This is a genomic window from Niabella soli DSM 19437 (assembly GCF_000243115.2).
Lineage (GTDB): Bacteria > Bacteroidota > Bacteroidia > Chitinophagales > Chitinophagaceae > Niabella > Niabella soli.
The window spans coordinates 3364804-3379753 of sequence record NZ_CP007035.1; the positions used below are offsets into that span (position 1 = coordinate 3364804).

General features: G+C 42.1%; 13 protein-coding genes and 1 tRNA gene. 5 read left to right on the plus strand and 9 right to left on the minus strand.

The features are described 5' to 3' along the window. Position 1: 1 nt before the first annotated feature. Positions 2–964, minus strand: a complete 963-nt coding sequence (locus NIASO_RS14285) for a KpsF/GutQ family sugar-phosphate isomerase (protein WP_008586925.1) — start codon at positions 962–964, stop codon at positions 2–4. Between the two features lie 203 nt (positions 965–1167). On the opposite strand from NIASO_RS14285, the gene recQ reads away from it, so the two are divergent. Beyond that, complete coding sequence (gene recQ, locus NIASO_RS14290) at positions 1168–3423, plus strand: DNA helicase RecQ (RefSeq protein WP_008586927.1); 2256 nt, start codon at positions 1168–1170, stop codon at positions 3421–3423. A gap of 72 nt (positions 3424–3495) precedes the next feature. Continuing rightward, a tRNA-Phe gene (locus NIASO_RS14295) sits at positions 3496–3568 on the plus strand. Positions 3569–4152: 584 nt separating this feature from the next. Here the strand turns inward: NIASO_RS14295 and NIASO_RS14310 are convergent. The 4 genes from NIASO_RS14310 to ybeY all read right to left on the minus strand — a co-directional run bounded on the left by NIASO_RS14310 (position 4153) and on the right by ybeY (position 9132). Next, the gene (locus NIASO_RS14310; RefSeq protein WP_245605188.1) at positions 4153–5277 is read right to left on the minus strand and encodes a glycoside hydrolase family 88/105 protein; all 1125 of its coding nucleotides are present in this window, start codon (positions 5275–5277) and stop codon (positions 4153–4155) included. A 112-nt stretch (positions 5278–5389) separates the two neighbouring features. After that, complete coding sequence (locus NIASO_RS14315; RefSeq protein WP_008586932.1) at positions 5390–6121, minus strand: DUF2490 domain-containing protein; 732 nt, start codon at positions 6119–6121, stop codon at positions 5390–5392. 80 nt (positions 6122–6201) lie between these two features. Further along, entirely contained in the window at positions 6202–8070 is a 1869-nt protein-coding gene (mnmG, locus tag NIASO_RS14320) for a tRNA uridine-5-carboxymethylaminomethyl(34) synthesis enzyme MnmG (protein WP_008586933.1), read from the minus strand. 621 nt (positions 8071–8691) lie between these two features. Beyond that, complete coding sequence (gene ybeY / locus NIASO_RS14325) at positions 8692–9132, minus strand: rRNA maturation RNase YbeY (RefSeq protein ID WP_008586936.1); 441 nt, start codon at positions 9130–9132, stop codon at positions 8692–8694. 50 nt (positions 9133–9182) lie between these two features. On the opposite strand from ybeY, the gene NIASO_RS14330 reads away from it, so the two are divergent. After that, entirely contained in the window at positions 9183–9425 is a 243-nt protein-coding gene (locus tag NIASO_RS14330) for a FeoA family protein (protein WP_008586938.1), read from the plus strand. Positions 9426–9429: 4 nt separating this feature from the next. Beyond that, on the plus strand, positions 9430–10002 hold the full coding sequence (nadD, locus tag NIASO_RS14335; RefSeq protein WP_008586940.1) for a nicotinate (nicotinamide) nucleotide adenylyltransferase: 573 nt from the start codon (positions 9430–9432) through the stop codon (positions 10000–10002). On the opposite strand, the gene NIASO_RS14340 is transcribed toward nadD, so the two are convergent. The 3 genes from NIASO_RS14340 to nadA form a co-directional block, all read right to left on the minus strand. Then, a complete protein-coding gene (locus tag NIASO_RS14340) occupies positions 9990–11189 on the minus strand; it encodes a chromate transporter (RefSeq protein ID WP_245605189.1) in 1200 nt (399 codons plus the stop codon). The genes nadD and NIASO_RS14340 overlap by 13 nt on opposite strands. Positions 11190–11448: 259 nt before the next feature. Beyond that, positions 11449–12204, minus strand: a complete 756-nt coding sequence (gene fabG, locus NIASO_RS14345) for a 3-oxoacyl-[acyl-carrier-protein] reductase (protein ID WP_008586944.1) — start codon at positions 12202–12204, stop codon at positions 11449–11451. A 50-nt stretch (positions 12205–12254) separates the two neighbouring features. Beyond that, positions 12255–13265: a quinolinate synthase NadA gene (gene nadA / locus NIASO_RS14350; RefSeq protein WP_008586945.1), complete on the minus strand. Its 1011-nt coding sequence runs from the start codon at positions 13263–13265 to the stop codon at positions 12255–12257. A gap of 572 nt (positions 13266–13837) precedes the next feature. Between nadA and NIASO_RS14355 the strand changes: the two genes are divergently transcribed. Continuing rightward, complete coding sequence (locus NIASO_RS14355) at positions 13838–14158, plus strand: hypothetical protein (RefSeq protein ID WP_008586947.1); 321 nt, start codon at positions 13838–13840, stop codon at positions 14156–14158. Between the two features lie 15 nt (positions 14159–14173). On the opposite strand, the gene NIASO_RS14360 is transcribed toward NIASO_RS14355, so the two are convergent. Next, a complete protein-coding gene (locus tag NIASO_RS14360; RefSeq protein WP_008586948.1) occupies positions 14174–14878 on the minus strand; it encodes an NUDIX hydrolase in 705 nt (234 codons plus the stop codon). Positions 14879–14950: the final 72 nt, after the last annotated feature.

The following is a 14950-nucleotide window of genomic DNA, read 5'->3' on the forward strand; positions in this document are numbered from 1 at the left end:
TTTAAATCAGTCCTTCTTTTAACAAATCATGTATATGTATAATGCCCTGGTATTCTGCTCCGGCAACTACCGCCAACTGCGTTATGGCATTTCTGCGCATCAGGTCCAGCGCAGAAACAGCGAGCTCTGCCGGATCAATCGTTTTAGGGTGTTTCGTCATAATATCGCGCGCCACGGTTTGTTCAATATCGGTATTCTTTTCCAGCATCCGCCGGAGGTCTCCATCCGTTATAATACCCGCCAGTTGGCCTTTTTCATCTACAACCGCCGTTACCCCCAGTCTTCTTTTTGTAATCTCCACAATCACTTCTTTCAACGATTGCGTTTCAAGAACCATGGGCTTTTCGTTTGCTGTAAAAACATCCGCAACTGTCAGGTATAGTTTTTTACCTAGTGTTCCTCCAGGGTGAAACTTTGCAAAATCGTCGTCTTTAAACCCTTTCAGCTCCATCAGGCATACCGCCAGCGCATCGCCCATAACCATTTGCACCGTTGTGCTGGAAGTAGGCGCCAGGTTATTCGGACAAGCCTCCTGGCTAACACTGGTATTTAAAATAAAATCGGCCTGCTGTGCCAGGTAGGAATCCTTATTGCCAACAATCGCAATGATCTTGTTCCCAAAGTTTTTTATCAGCGGTACCAGGGCTTTTATTTCCGGGCTATAACCGCTTTTACTTAAAATTACAACAATATCCTTTTCCTGTACCATGCCCAGGTCGCCATGCAATGCATCAGCAGCATGCATAAAAATAGAAGGGGTTCCCGTTGAGTTAAATGTAGCAACAATCTTTTGCGCCACCAATGCGCTTTTGCCAATACCGCTGAAAACCACGCGGCCATTACAATTGTGAATCAACTGTACTGATTGCTCAAAAGCTTCGTCCAGCAATAAGCCCACGTCGTTCAGCGCATTGGCCTCCAGAAGAAAGGTACGTCGGGCCCGTTGTAAAATATTGTCACTCATCTAAATAACATCCTCGGTTATGAAAACGCAAAAATATCGTTTATTATGTATAAAAAACTTTAACCAATATTATTTTAAAACGCGAAAAAGCTTGAGTAAATTCGCCGTCCTTAAAAAATTTTAATAATTTTTTTATTAGGGAAATCCGGTGTAACTTTTAAGGATATTTTTTAATCGATTTAAAAATCACATTTATATATAAAATGGCAGTGAAAAGTGAAAAGAAAGCAAAAGAACCAGCAACTAAACGTGTAAAAAAAACAACCTCAAAATTAGATCTGCACGGACAGTTGCTAAAACACTTTGGCTTTCAAAAATTTAAAGGAAACCAGGAAGCCATTATTGAATCGTTGTTATCCGGTAAAGATACCTTTGTTATTATGCCCACTGGCGGCGGCAAAAGCCTTTGTTATCAGTTACCTGCAGTAATTATGGAGGGTGTGGCAATAATTGTTTCACCATTGATCGCGTTAATGAAAAACCAGGTGGACCTGGTACGGGGATACAACAGTAACGATGAAATTGCGCATTTCTTAAACTCGACCTTAAATAAGAAAGAAATAAAAGAGGTCCATGACGACCTGTTAACCGGTAAAACGAAATTATTATATGTAGCGCCGGAAACACTTACCAAACAGGAAAACCTTACTTTTTTCAGCGATCTGAAGATCTCCTTTTTCGCCGTGGATGAAGCACATTGTATTTCCGAATGGGGGCACGATTTCCGGCCGGAATACCGCCGCCTGCGGGAAATGATGAACCAGATCAACCCCGAAGCTGCCGTAATTGCGTTAACCGCAACCGCCACACCAAAGGTCCAAAGCGATATTGTAAAAAACCTGGCGCTGAAAGATGCCAATATTTTTATTTCCTCCTTTAACCGCGATAATCTTTATTATGAGATCGTACCAAAAGTGAGCAAGAAGCAAACCAACGAAAGCATGGTGCGGTTCATAAAAGGAATGAAAAACAAAAGTGGTATCATTTATACGCTAAACCGGAAAACTACGGAAGAGCTGGCCGACATCCTGATGGCCAACGGCATTAAAGCGGTGGCCTACCATGCCGGGCTGGACAGCAAGTTGCGTGCAGAGCGGCAGGACCAGTTTTTGAATGAAGACGTTCAGGTTATCGTTGCCACGATCGCTTTTGGAATGGGGATCGACAAGCCGGATATCCGCTTTGTAATCCACTATAATATCTCTAAATCCATCGAGAATTATTACCAGGAAACAGGGCGCGCGGGGCGCGATGGATTGGAAGGAAAATGTTTGTTGTATTATTCACATAAAGACGTAAGCAAGCTGGAACACCTGATGCGCGATAAGCCACTGAGCGAGCGGGAGGTAGGAGCACAGTTGATTAACGAAACGGTGGCCTTCGCTGAAAGTGGTGTGTGCCGCCGCAAAGTGATCCTTAGTTATTTTGGCGAGCAATATACGGTAGAAAACTGCGGGCTTTGCGATAATTGCCGCCATCCCAAAGAGCGCATGGAAGCCAAGGCGGAAGCAGTGTTGGTGCTAAAAACTATTATGGAACTGGATGAGCGCTTTGCTGCTGATTATACAGTAAATATCCTCATCGGTAAGTTAACGCCACAGGTAAAAATGTTTCGTCACGAGGGGCTTACCAATTTTGGGGCGGGGAAAGGGCAGGATTCGTTGTTTTGGAATTCGCTGATACGGCAGCTATTGCTGGAAGGGTTGCTCAAAAAAGATATTGAGGAATACGGCGTGTTGAAATTGACTCCGGCGGGTACCGCATTCCTTAAAAAACCAAAGGCATTTCCCGTTGTGCTCAATAATAAATTTGAAGAGGCATGGGATGATGATGAGGCCGCGGGCGATGAAGGTAATTCTGTGGCAACGGATGAACGGCTATTTGAAATGCTAAAGGAATTGCGTCAGAAAGAAGCGAAGAAAAAAAGCCTGCCGCCCTTCGTTATTTTCCTTGAAAACTCGCTGCTGGATATGGCAACGCTTTACCCCACCACAACCGCAGAACTGGAAAAGTGCCAGGGAGTGAGCAAGGGCAAAGCCATTCGTTACGGAAAACCTTTTGTGGAGCTGATTTCCCGGTATGTAGAGGATAATAATATTGAGAAGCCGGATGATTTTGTGATGAAGAGTGTTGTAAATAAAAGTGGAAACAAGGTTTATATCATTCAGCAAACCGATAAGAAAATTCCGCTGGAAACCATCGCGAAAAATAAAAGCTGGCAGATGAACGAACTGTTGGAGGAAATGGAAACCATTGCTGCCAGCGGCACCAAACTAAACCTGGGCTACGCAATAGATGAAATGCTGGATGAAGAAGAACAGGATGAGATCATCGAATATTTTAAAGGCTGCGAAACCTCTTCCCTGCAACTGGCCCAGGAAGAACTGGCCGACTATGATTTTAACTGGGAGCAGTTAAAGATCATGCGGATCAAGTTTTTGAGTGAATTTGGGATGTAAGTCAAAAATAAATGTGCAGTTTTTGTGTAAAACCCCTATTTTTGCACTCCCTTAGGAGCAAAATCCTGAAAAGGTGCGGTAGCTCAGTCGGTAGAGCAAAGGACTGAAAATCCTTGTGTCGCCGGTTCGATCCCGGCCCACACCACAAGAATCCCGGAGTAATTCCGGGATTTTTTGTTTTATGCACTTTGTTGGTGTTGCGCATGGCCCCGCAGCGATGGCGGCCACCAACAAAAACATCCCGTTGGTGTTTTACCTTTTCAACGGCTCCCACTCAACACCAACGGCAGCTAAAAATATTCTATCGACTCCCTTATTACACGTTGATGTTTTACCCTTTCAACGGCCTTCGCTCAACACAAACTATATATGCTATAAAAACGGCAAAAATAAACGTAATTTGCCAAATTATTGCTGATTTTTCTTTTACAGACAATGTATGAACTCTGTTCCTGCAAGAAAAAAGGACCTAGCCCCCTACACACCCTTACTAGATGCATTATCCGTTGGGCTGCATCTGCAGGTTGCACATAGCCCTGCATTCCATCAACATTAACCGGTTCGGCATTAACTTCCAGCCTTTATTGGTGTTATGTATTGCCCGTAACGATGGCGACCAACAACAAAACCAGGATGCCGTTGGTTTTTTCCCTTTCTCCGGCCTTCATTCAACACAACCAATAGATTAAATTAAAATGGCAGAGATAGATGTAATTTGCCAAAATTTGGCTATTTTTTCCTTTCCAGATAATGTATCAATTCTGTTCCCGCAAGCAAAAAGGCCCCCACGCCATACACATCTGTACTGGATGCATCCACCTGTTGCGGGGCGGCCCCTACAGGCTGTACATAACCCAGCATTCCATCAGCATTAACCGATTCGGTCATTACCTTCCAGGCCTTTTGCGCAGCCGGCCAATATTCGCCTCCCAGTAAATTATGATTTAATCCCCAGATCAGCGCATAGCAAAAAAAGCCGGTGCCGCTCATCTCTTTTATCGGGTAACTAGCGGGGTCCAGTAAAGAAGCGTGCCAGCTTCCGTCGGGCTGCTGTAGCGAAATGATCTTCGTCATCATGTCCTTGTATAGTCGTTCAAACCGGGGACGGTCCGGATAATCCGCAGGCATATTTTCCAGCACACGAACCAACCCGGCAACTACCCAGCCATTGCCCCGCGACCAGAATACTTTTTCTCCATTTTTTTCTTTCTTTTTAAAATAACTGGCATCGCGGAAAAACAAATGCGTTGAGCTGTCGTAAAGAAAATCCGTTGTTTTCCACCAAAGTTTGGAAGCCGTTGCCAGGTATTGAGGATTATGGGCTGCGGTTGATAAATAGGCCAGAGAGGGAGGTCCCATAAACAGCGCATCGCACCAGGCCCATTCCCGCAACTGGATACTGTTTTTCCAGTCCAGCGGTTCATCATGCGGTTGGGCTACGATACTGTCTGCCAGTTTAATAAAGGGCGCAATCATTTTGGGATCTTTATACTTCATAGAAAGCTGGGCATAGGTTTGACCAACGCAATAATCATCTGCAAAAAAACGGCGGCGACCGGTATTCCAGTTCAGGTCATTGCCTATCTGAGCCAGGAAGTTGAGATATTTTTTGCCGCCCTTCAAGGTCCCAACACTGTAAAGCCCTGTATAACAGGCTCCGTTTGTCCAGTCTGATTTCTGATACCGGAAACCCCTTGTTTTCCAGGTGTTCAGTTGCCAATCTGCCACGCGGTGCATAATAGATAAAACGCTTTTCCGTTTCAACGGCTGTGCAGCGTTTTGTGCCCCTGCATCTGCCAGTAGGGCTGTGATCATCAATAGTGTAAGTAATCGTTTTAATCCGTTCTTCATCATTTTATTTATTTATTGAACAATCGTTTTTTGAAAATCTGTTATAGTGCTGCTTGTAAATTTAGTGACTGAAACACAACCTTGCGTTTAATCTTATTGGCTGAATAAAAAATCTCTAATCTGCAACCGGCACAAAAATACGCTTGTCTTTTGCGGACCATCGGTCTATAACAAAGTTCACCGCCAGTTGGACAAAATGCAGACTCCGGTTTCCGCCGGGGGAAAGCTCCCGTTGCCACAGGTAGCCGGTTGTCATACCAACATTCCGGTTAAACTGGTAACCCGCGCCTGCATAAACCCGGTTCCGTTTAAATGCATTTGCATTAGGACCAAAAAAAACCTCATCAAAAGCATTTACAAAAAAGGTTTGGGCCACAACCCTTTTTTTATTAATGGGCAACGTAGTGCTAAGACGGTACCGGTAGCGTTGGTCCGTAACTTTTTCGCCTGTTTTTGGATAATGAAAAAAACGTTCTTCAGCTCTGAGCCGGTGATCCAGGTCGATCCTTGAAATATAATGACTGAACGTATATTGCAGCCATAACCGGAGCTCTTCCTGGGTAAGACTTTTTTCTTTGTAGGTAGCATAACGCCCCATTCCGGCAAACGCCTGGTTGTTGTCGTTAATATTATAACCGGCGCCTCCTTTCACTTCATAATAATCGATAGTCCGGAATTTTTCAATAGATCGGGCCTGCAGCTCGGCATAAGCCATCCATTTTGGAGAAAACTTATACGTTCCGGATGTGGTCATAAATCCGGAAAGATGTTCGGGGGTTTGGTTTTGAGCAATACCGCGGGTAATACATACAAGAGCAATCGTGACTAATAAAATTCTCGAGAACATAATTGATTTTTATCTCCTGGCTGATAACTATAGGAGAAGAAAAAGGATCTGTTTTATTTATATGATCGGGTTGTCTTTTTCTAGCGTCCCATATATACCATTAGTATCTGGATGTCGCTGGGTTTGATCCCGGAAATCCGGCTTGCTTGTCCGAGCGTTTGCGGACGGATGCGATTCAGCTTTTCCCGGGCTTCATTTCCTAATGAACTCAACTTTGAATAATCAAACGCTTGGGGGATGGCAAGATTTTCCATATCGCTCATCCGGTTCACTAACTCTTTTTCTTTTTCGATATACGTTTCGTATTTAGCAAGAATAGACGCTTGTTCTAATTCTTCCCTGGTATAATTCTTTACCTGTTCTTTTAGAGCCGGAATGGCATCTACCAAATGACTTAATTCTATATCCGGGCGCAATAATATCTTTTCTGCTTTTTGTTTTTCCTGGATCTGTGATGAATTATGTTTTAAAAGGAAGCCGTTGATCTCTTCGGGTTTCAAGGAGGCCTCTTTTAAAATTGTCCTTATATTGGCAATATTTTCTGTTTTTTGCCTTATTTTATTCATTCTTTCTTCAGAGGCCAAGCCTAATTTATAACCGATAGGAGTTAGCCGGGCATCTGCGTTGTCCTGGCGAAGCAGGGTACGGTATTCCGCACGTGACGTAAACATGCGATAGGGCTCTTCGGTTCCTTTGTTGATAAGATCGTCAATAAGCACCCCGATATAAGCATCACTTCTTTTCAATGTAAACGGCGCAGCGTCATTCCCATTTAAATGCGCATTTATTCCCGCCACTATTCCCTGGCAGGCCGCTTCCTCATAACCTGTTGTTCCGTTAATTTGACCGGCGAAAAATAAATTACGTATTAATTTTGTTTCTAATGTGTTTTTTAGTTGTGTTGGGGGAAAATAATCATACTCGATAGCATACCCCGGGCGGAACAGTCGTGCATTTTCAAATCCAGGCACCATCCGCAATGCGGCATACTGCACATCTTCCGGAAGTGATGTTGAAAAACCATTAACGTAAATCTCGACCGTATTCCATCCCTCAGGCTCAACAAACAACTGGTGGCGTTCCTTATCCGCAAACCTGTTGATCTTATCTTCAATGCTGGGGCAATACCGGGGACCTACCCCGTCAATCCTTCCTGCATACATAGGGCTGCGATCAAAACCGGTCTTCAGCATATCATGTACTTTCTGATCGGTATAAGTAATCCAGCAACACCGTTGTTCGCTTGCTTTTATTTTTGGAGTATCTGTAAAAGAGAAACCAACAATCTCCTCATCTCCATCCTGAACCTCCATTTTTGTATAATCCAGGCTCCTGCCGTCTACCCTTGGGGGCGTTCCTGTTTTTAGACGGTCACTCTCAAACCCCAGGCTGACCAATTGTTCCGTAATACCACTTGCCGCTTTTTCCGCCACCCGTCCGCCACCAAATTGTTTTTCCCCTATATGAATGATCCCATTCAGGAACGTGCCATTCGTCAGCACCACTGCTTTAGACCGGATCTCATGCCCAAGCCCTGTTACTACGCCTTTAACGAAGCCATCTTTTACCAAAAGCCCCTTTACCATATCCTGGTAAAAGTCCAGGTTAGGCGTTTGTTCCAGCATTTCTCTCCATTTTGCGGCAAATAACATACGATCGCTCTGCGCTCTTGGGCTCCACATCGCCGGTCCCTTCGACCGGTTCAGCATCCGGAACTGGATCATAGAAAGATCTGTAACAATCCCGGAATATCCCCCAAGAGCATCTATTTCCCGCACAATTTGCCCTTTGGCAATGCCACCCATAGCAGGATTGCAGCTCATTTGAGCAATAGTTTGCATATTCATGGTCACCAACAGGGTTTTAGAGCCTATATTAGCGGCAGCGGCAGCCGCCTCACATCCGGCATGACCGGCACCGACAACAATTACATCATAATCTGGAAACATTTTGCAAAATTACGCCTTTCCTTTTTCATACCATGGCTTATAAACAAGGTATAGGACTGTCATTGCTGAATAACGGAACTATGGCAAATCATTAAGCCCTTTATGCGCTGTGATAGGGGCTGAGGCATCTCTATTCTTATTAGGTTCTTATATCTAAAGGTTATTCTTTGTTCCACGTGGAACATTTAAGCTTAGATACTACATAAAACAAAGCAACTAACCCTTTACGGACGATTTAACAGCATTTACTGGTCTGTTTCACGTGAAACAAGTAAACATAAAACACAGATAATACTATACTTAAAAATTTGAAAGCACTGCCAGAACAATGGGTACCAAACCAAACTCTTCTGATGAACTGCCCTAAGCCTACAAATATATTGGTCATAAAAAGGCCTGAATTACAGAAGAACCGGGAACTTACAAGGTTTTTTGCTAATTACTAGATCCGGATGCCTTGAACTGAAGTCCTTTGACCGCCATTCCGTTTTGAATAGCCCTAAACCACACCCTTTGAAAATGAATCAGGCAAACAGCACAAAATAGGCGAATAACGCCTTTGTTCCTGGGAGATAAACGCAGCCTTTGTTTTATGGAACAACATTGTTCCACGTGGAACAACTATTTATCGAAGTAATTCTTTAGTGCGGCATCCTCCATTTGGCGCATAAGTGTCTGTTCCTGCACAGATTTATCGTTAAATCCAAGCAAATGGAGCACCCCATGAAAAATAACCCGGTGTAATTCCCGTTGAACAGTGCTTTTATTTATAATTGAATTGCTTTTTACCGTATCCACACTTATAAATAACTCGGCAGCCATAGAATCGGTAACCCTTTCCCGTAAATCAAACGTAATAATATCAGTATAATAATCATGATTCAGATACTGTCTATTTACTTCCAGTATTTCCTCGTCACTACAGAAAGTAACGTTTAAAACATTCAGGTGTTGACCATGTTGCTGCACCAGGCCTGAAATAAAGGCTTTCAACCGCTTTCTGTCCGACAGGGATACAGATTTCTTAAACAGAAAGGTAATAACTGAACTAGATGTACTCATAATTTCAAAATTCGTAAATAAAAGACACTCAACAATGCTAGTTTTGTAGAATGAAACAAGGAAAAGACTTACTTCTGTCGGAATTGAGACCAGGACAGCGGGCTATAATACAGAAGTTTACAACAGAAGAAATATTTCTTAAGCTGATGGAGATGGGATGCTTACCGGGGGAGGAGATTGAAGTAATTAAAATAGCTCCTTTGAATGATCCGATATCCATTTCGGTAGCGGGTTATACATTAAGCTTACGACTTGATGAAGCGAAACATATCGTTGTAGATACCTTAAATTAACCGGATGAAAATAGGATTGTTCTTTGGTTCCTTTAATCCAATACATCATGGGCATCTGATCATTGCCAGCCATATCCTGAACCAGGGTTTTGCAGAAAAAATATGGTTTGTGGTATCACCACATAACCCGCTGAAAGAATCCGCCTCTCTTTTAAATGAGAATCAACGCCTACACCTGGTCCGGGTGGCTACAGAGGCCGACATCCGTATGGCGGTGTCTGATATCGAGTTTTCATTGCCAAGACCTTCCTATACTTCTGTAACACTGGCGCATCTGTCTGAAAAATATCCCCAACATGAATTCTCATTAATACTGGGTGGAGATAGTTTCCAAAACATTGAGAAATGGAAGAATTATAAATATATATTAAATAATTATAATATATATTTATATAACAGGCCTGGTTTTATAGTAGACAGAGCAGAAAACACCCGGCTTACGGTGTTGGATGCTCCTTTGCTGGAACTATCCGCGACTATGATAAGGGATCTTATCAAGCAAAAGAAATCCATACATTATTTATTACCGGAGAATGTGATTGAAGAAATAGAAAAATCCGGTTACTATAGAAAATAACCGAGTGCCACGCAAGCCAAAACCAAAATAGGAGCGGGAAGTCTGGTAAAAATAAGTACCCCGGCGGTACCAGCAACCACCAGCAGATTCGCAAAATTGATATACCCGAAGCTGAATAACGAAATATCTTTCAGAATGTAAAAGGTAGAGCCGATCATGATTCCCATTACGGCCGCATTAATTCCCTCCAGCGACCGGTAAATGGCAGAATATTTCTTAAGCATATTCCATATAGGAAAGAAAAACAACACCAATAAAGCGCTGGGCATAAAAATAGCGATCATACCAATAATAACTCCACATACCTGCCAACCGCTTCCCATATCCTTTAAGGCCAACCCACCCGTGTAAGAAGCAATGGAAAATACCGGGCCTGGTGTAGCGCGCACCATCCCAATACCCGTCAGCATTTCGTTCTTTGCTATATGAATCGCTTTAGGATTATTCTTTTTTATTTCATCCGGCCGTACACTGTATTGCTCGTACATAATAGGCATTAACACATTACCTCCACCAAAAACAATACTTCCCATCCTGTAAGTATTTTCAAATAAATTAACCGGCTTCCGATATTGCCAGTCGTCTTTGCGCGCCATTTCACTGAAAATACCGGCCAGAATAAAAATGATGCCGAACAACCAAAAATTCCACCACCGGATCTTTCCCGGCTTTATCTCTACCTGCGGAATTCTTTTCTTACTCAGGTTCGTAACAAAGCCACCTAAAACAATTAACAAGGGTACAATAAAGGGCCTTCCAAAAAATAAAAAAGTAATTAACCCCGTAACCACAGCAATAATAAATGTGATCTTATTATTAACAGAATACCGAAAAGCAGAAACGCAGGCATAAATTAAAAAGCCGGCCGCCATCGGCACAATAAACTTAAAGATCTTAAGTGTTCCGTCATCAGTATCCAGGAAATTAACCAGGAACGATAAAGCTCCCATGATACTGCAGGCGGGTAAGATCCATACCAGCAATGTCATCACCGCCAATAAAACACCGCCGCGCTTAAAACCAATAAGGGTAAGGGTTTGAGTAGAAGAAGCACCTGGCAGCAATTGACAAAACGCATTATACTCCATCAATTCCTGTTCCGTAACATAGGGCGTTTGCTTTACAAAAGTCTTCATCATCATGGCAAGATGCGCCTGCGGCCCACCAAACGCGGTGATGCTATGCAAAAAAACTAATTTTAAAAAATGCAGATGTCTTAGAAACATTACAACTTAAATAATCTTTTGACGACATGTAGCTGTAAACCTTGTTGCATGCGCTGTGCAATCAAGATAAACAATTTATCTAACATTACTGTACAAAAATTGCCGGAGTATAAATGCCGCAACTGGACAGACAATAGAAAATTATTTTTATGCGCATAAAAAATCCCGGAACATTTATACCGGGATTTTTATTCAGAATGCTATTTTGTAAAACATGCTGTCAAATATTCAAACCTCCGCAGACACTGATCGTTTGGCCGGTAATATAAGATCCCATATCAGAAGCAAGAAATAAAGCCGCATTAGCGATATCTTCTCCCTTTGCAAATTTTCCCAAAGGAATATCCTGTAAATATTTGGAGGCACTATCACCTTCTTGCAGATAGCTGGTCATATCTGTTTCAACAAACCCGGGTGCAATACTGTTACAACGAATATTTCTGCTTCCTAATTCTTTTGCCACACTTTTAGTGAACCCAATAATACCCGCTTTACTGGCTGCATAACTTGCCTGTCCCGCATTGCCCATTATCCCGATAACCGAGCTCATATTTATAATGCTACCGTTCCTGGCTTTCATCATCGGCTTTATCACCTGCTTGGTCATGTAAAAAACGCTATTCAGGTTTACCTGTAATACTGATTCCCATTGCTCGGGCGTCATACGCAATAACAAATTATCTTTTGAAATACCTGCGTTATTTACACAAATATCAACCCTGCCAAACTCTTTTAAAACATCCGCTACGAAAGTTTCACATGCAGCAAAGTCACCTGCATTTGCTTTCCAGGCCTTGATTTTTATTCCTTTGTCGGACCATCGTTTCACAATTGCGTCTGCCCTTTCAGCACTGCTATCGCTAACGTATGAAAAAGCAATGCTGGCGCCTTGTTCGGCAAACTTGTCTACAATAGCTTCTCCAATTCCTCTGGCAGCACCGGTAACAATCGCTATTTTATTTTCTAATAATTTCATAAAACAAAAGGTAGGTTTAGTTTGCTCTTTAAGTTTGGTAATTATAATTGTTATAGCCCCGCGGCTGCGCTGATTTCCAGCATTCGGTCAATGGGCTTTTTTGCTGCCAGCCGTAATTGCTCATCCATAATGATATCAGGCATTCCATATTTCATGCACAAATATACTTTTTCCAGCGTATTACGTTTCATATGCGGACAATCATTACAGGCGCAGCTATTATCTGGGGGAGCCGGGATGAACTTTTTATGCGGGCTGGCTTTTTCCATCTGGTGCAAAATGCCGGTCTCTGTTGCCACAATATATTCCGTTGCCGTGTCTTCTTTTGTGAACTTCAACAGGCCGGTAGTAGACCCGATATAATCTGCCATACGCAATAAAGGCTCTTCGCATTCAGGATGTGCTATCAATTTGGCATTGGGATGTTGGTGCTTCAGTTTAGTAATTTTTTCCAGGCTAAATATCTCATGTACCATACAGGCACCATTCCATAACAACATATTCCTTCCTGTGACTTTATTGATATAAGCCCCAAGGTTTTTATCAGGTGCAAAAATAATTTTCTGCTCTTTAGGAAAACTTTCTACAATTATGCGGGCATTGCTGCTGGTAACGATCACATCACTCAACGCCTTTATCCCGGCGCTGCAGTTAATGTAACTTACCACAACGTGATCCGGGTGCTGTTCTTTAAATTTCTGAAACAGCGCTGGCGGGCAGCTATCACTCAACGAACATCCCGCTTTAAAGTCGGGGATCACCACTTTTTTTGACGGGTTCAGGATCTTTGCCGTTTCCGCCATAAAATGCACCCCGGCAAACACGATCATATCCGCATTGGTTTTTTGTGCTTCCTGCGCCAGCCCAAGGCTATCGCCGATATAATCTGCAATATCCTGGATATCCGCCTCCTGGTAATAGTGCGCCAGGATCACCGCATTTTTTTCTCTTTTCAATTTTTCAATCTCCGCAAAAAGATCGAGTTCCGGATCCAGTTCCAGATCCAAAAAACCATTCTGATCCAATTCCTCTTTCGCCATATCCAAAATTGTTGAGCTCATGATTGAAAATTTTACAAGTGCAATGATACGATCAAACTGAAATAGAAAATCAAAACTTTTTTTAAAGCTCTTTTTTTCTTTAATAATATTTATATTAATTATTTATTTAAAATAAGCTATTATTATTAGGGCTGTGAATTAGTGGATAACTCAGTTATGCAGGTTATTGGATAAAATAGATTTTTCAGTTACACACATCAATACACCTTTTATTAACATAGTGAAGTTACGAATCTTATACATTAAGCCTGCTTATTCACAAAAATGTGAATTGTGGATTGTTTATAAAAATAAAAGAGATAATAAATTTACACTATGTTAATATTAACAGTATAAAATAGCAACTGTTAACCAAAGTCTGGGATAGAAAGAAAGAAAACAATTATTTGAGCCATTAATACATTTCACATGCACGTTCCACAGTGGGTTATGAACATGTTTATTACGATATCCACAGTACTTTGGGGACAAAAACCTTCAAAACGGGGCTGCTAGAATTTTTGTTAAAAGACGCCCAACAACACGGACGGCTATGAAAAAAGATTAAATTTAATATTCTAAAATCTATAGCTATGGTAAGTAATAAACACATCGCCACCTTTATTTTGGGCGCCCTGGCGGGATTGGCCGCAGGAAAATATGCAAGTATGAGTGATGAAGAAAAAGAAAAGATGATGAGCAATTTAAAGGAGAAGGCGAACAACCTGAAAGAAGAAGCTACCAAATCTGCTAACCAGGCAAAAGATTATTTTACAGAGCTGGCTTCTAAAGGTGCTGATACTTTAAAAGAGCATTTTCCGGGTGCCGAAAAATGGATGCATGATATTTTTGGGAACAAGCCAACAGATGGAACCGCCGCAACCGATGCCACCCAGGAAGCTCCGAAATCCTGAGGATATAAAAAAAATCTATAAAAGGCTATTGGGGTTTGGTACCAGCTTCAAAAACTTGTGTGAGTTTTGCTGGTAATGTTTCCGGTCCAACTTGTAAAAGAAGGCGCCTTTTTTTGACCCGGCTTTGTCTTTGTCTTTTTGCTTTTGCAACAGCCCTGTTGAAAGCATTTTTCTGCTAAAGTTGCCTTTATCGAAACTGGTGCCATACACATCTTCAAATAAGCTTTGCAGAAGCGGCAGGGTGAATTTATCCGGTAGCAATTCGAATAGTATTGCGTGGGAAGTGGCTTTATATTGCAACCTTTTCTGTGCTATTTTTACCATCTCTGTATGGTCAAAGATCAGATCCGGGTAGTCTTTTATTGAGAACCATTCTGCATGGTATTCGCTGCTGGGCTCTTTATATTTTTTTATATCTATCAAAGAAAAATAAGCAATAGAAATAGTGCGCTCCCGGGTATCCCGGTTTGGTGCGCTAAAAGTATAAAATTGCTCCTGGTAAATATTTTTTAATCCGGTCAGCGATTCCAGGATGCGTGCTGCGGCTTCATCAGCACTTTCGTCTTTTGCAATAAATCCTCCCATCAGGCTCCACCGGCCAACCATAGGAGTAAAGGCACGCTTAATTAATAATATTTTCAGGTTCTGACCATCGTAACCAAAAACAATACAATCCACAGCTACAGTGAACCGTGATTGGTTAATATACTTAGCCGCCATAAAGGAAGATGCTTTTTATTTTTCAAATGGACAATTTATATTGCTTATGGCAAAAGTAGGCGTTCTGGTATG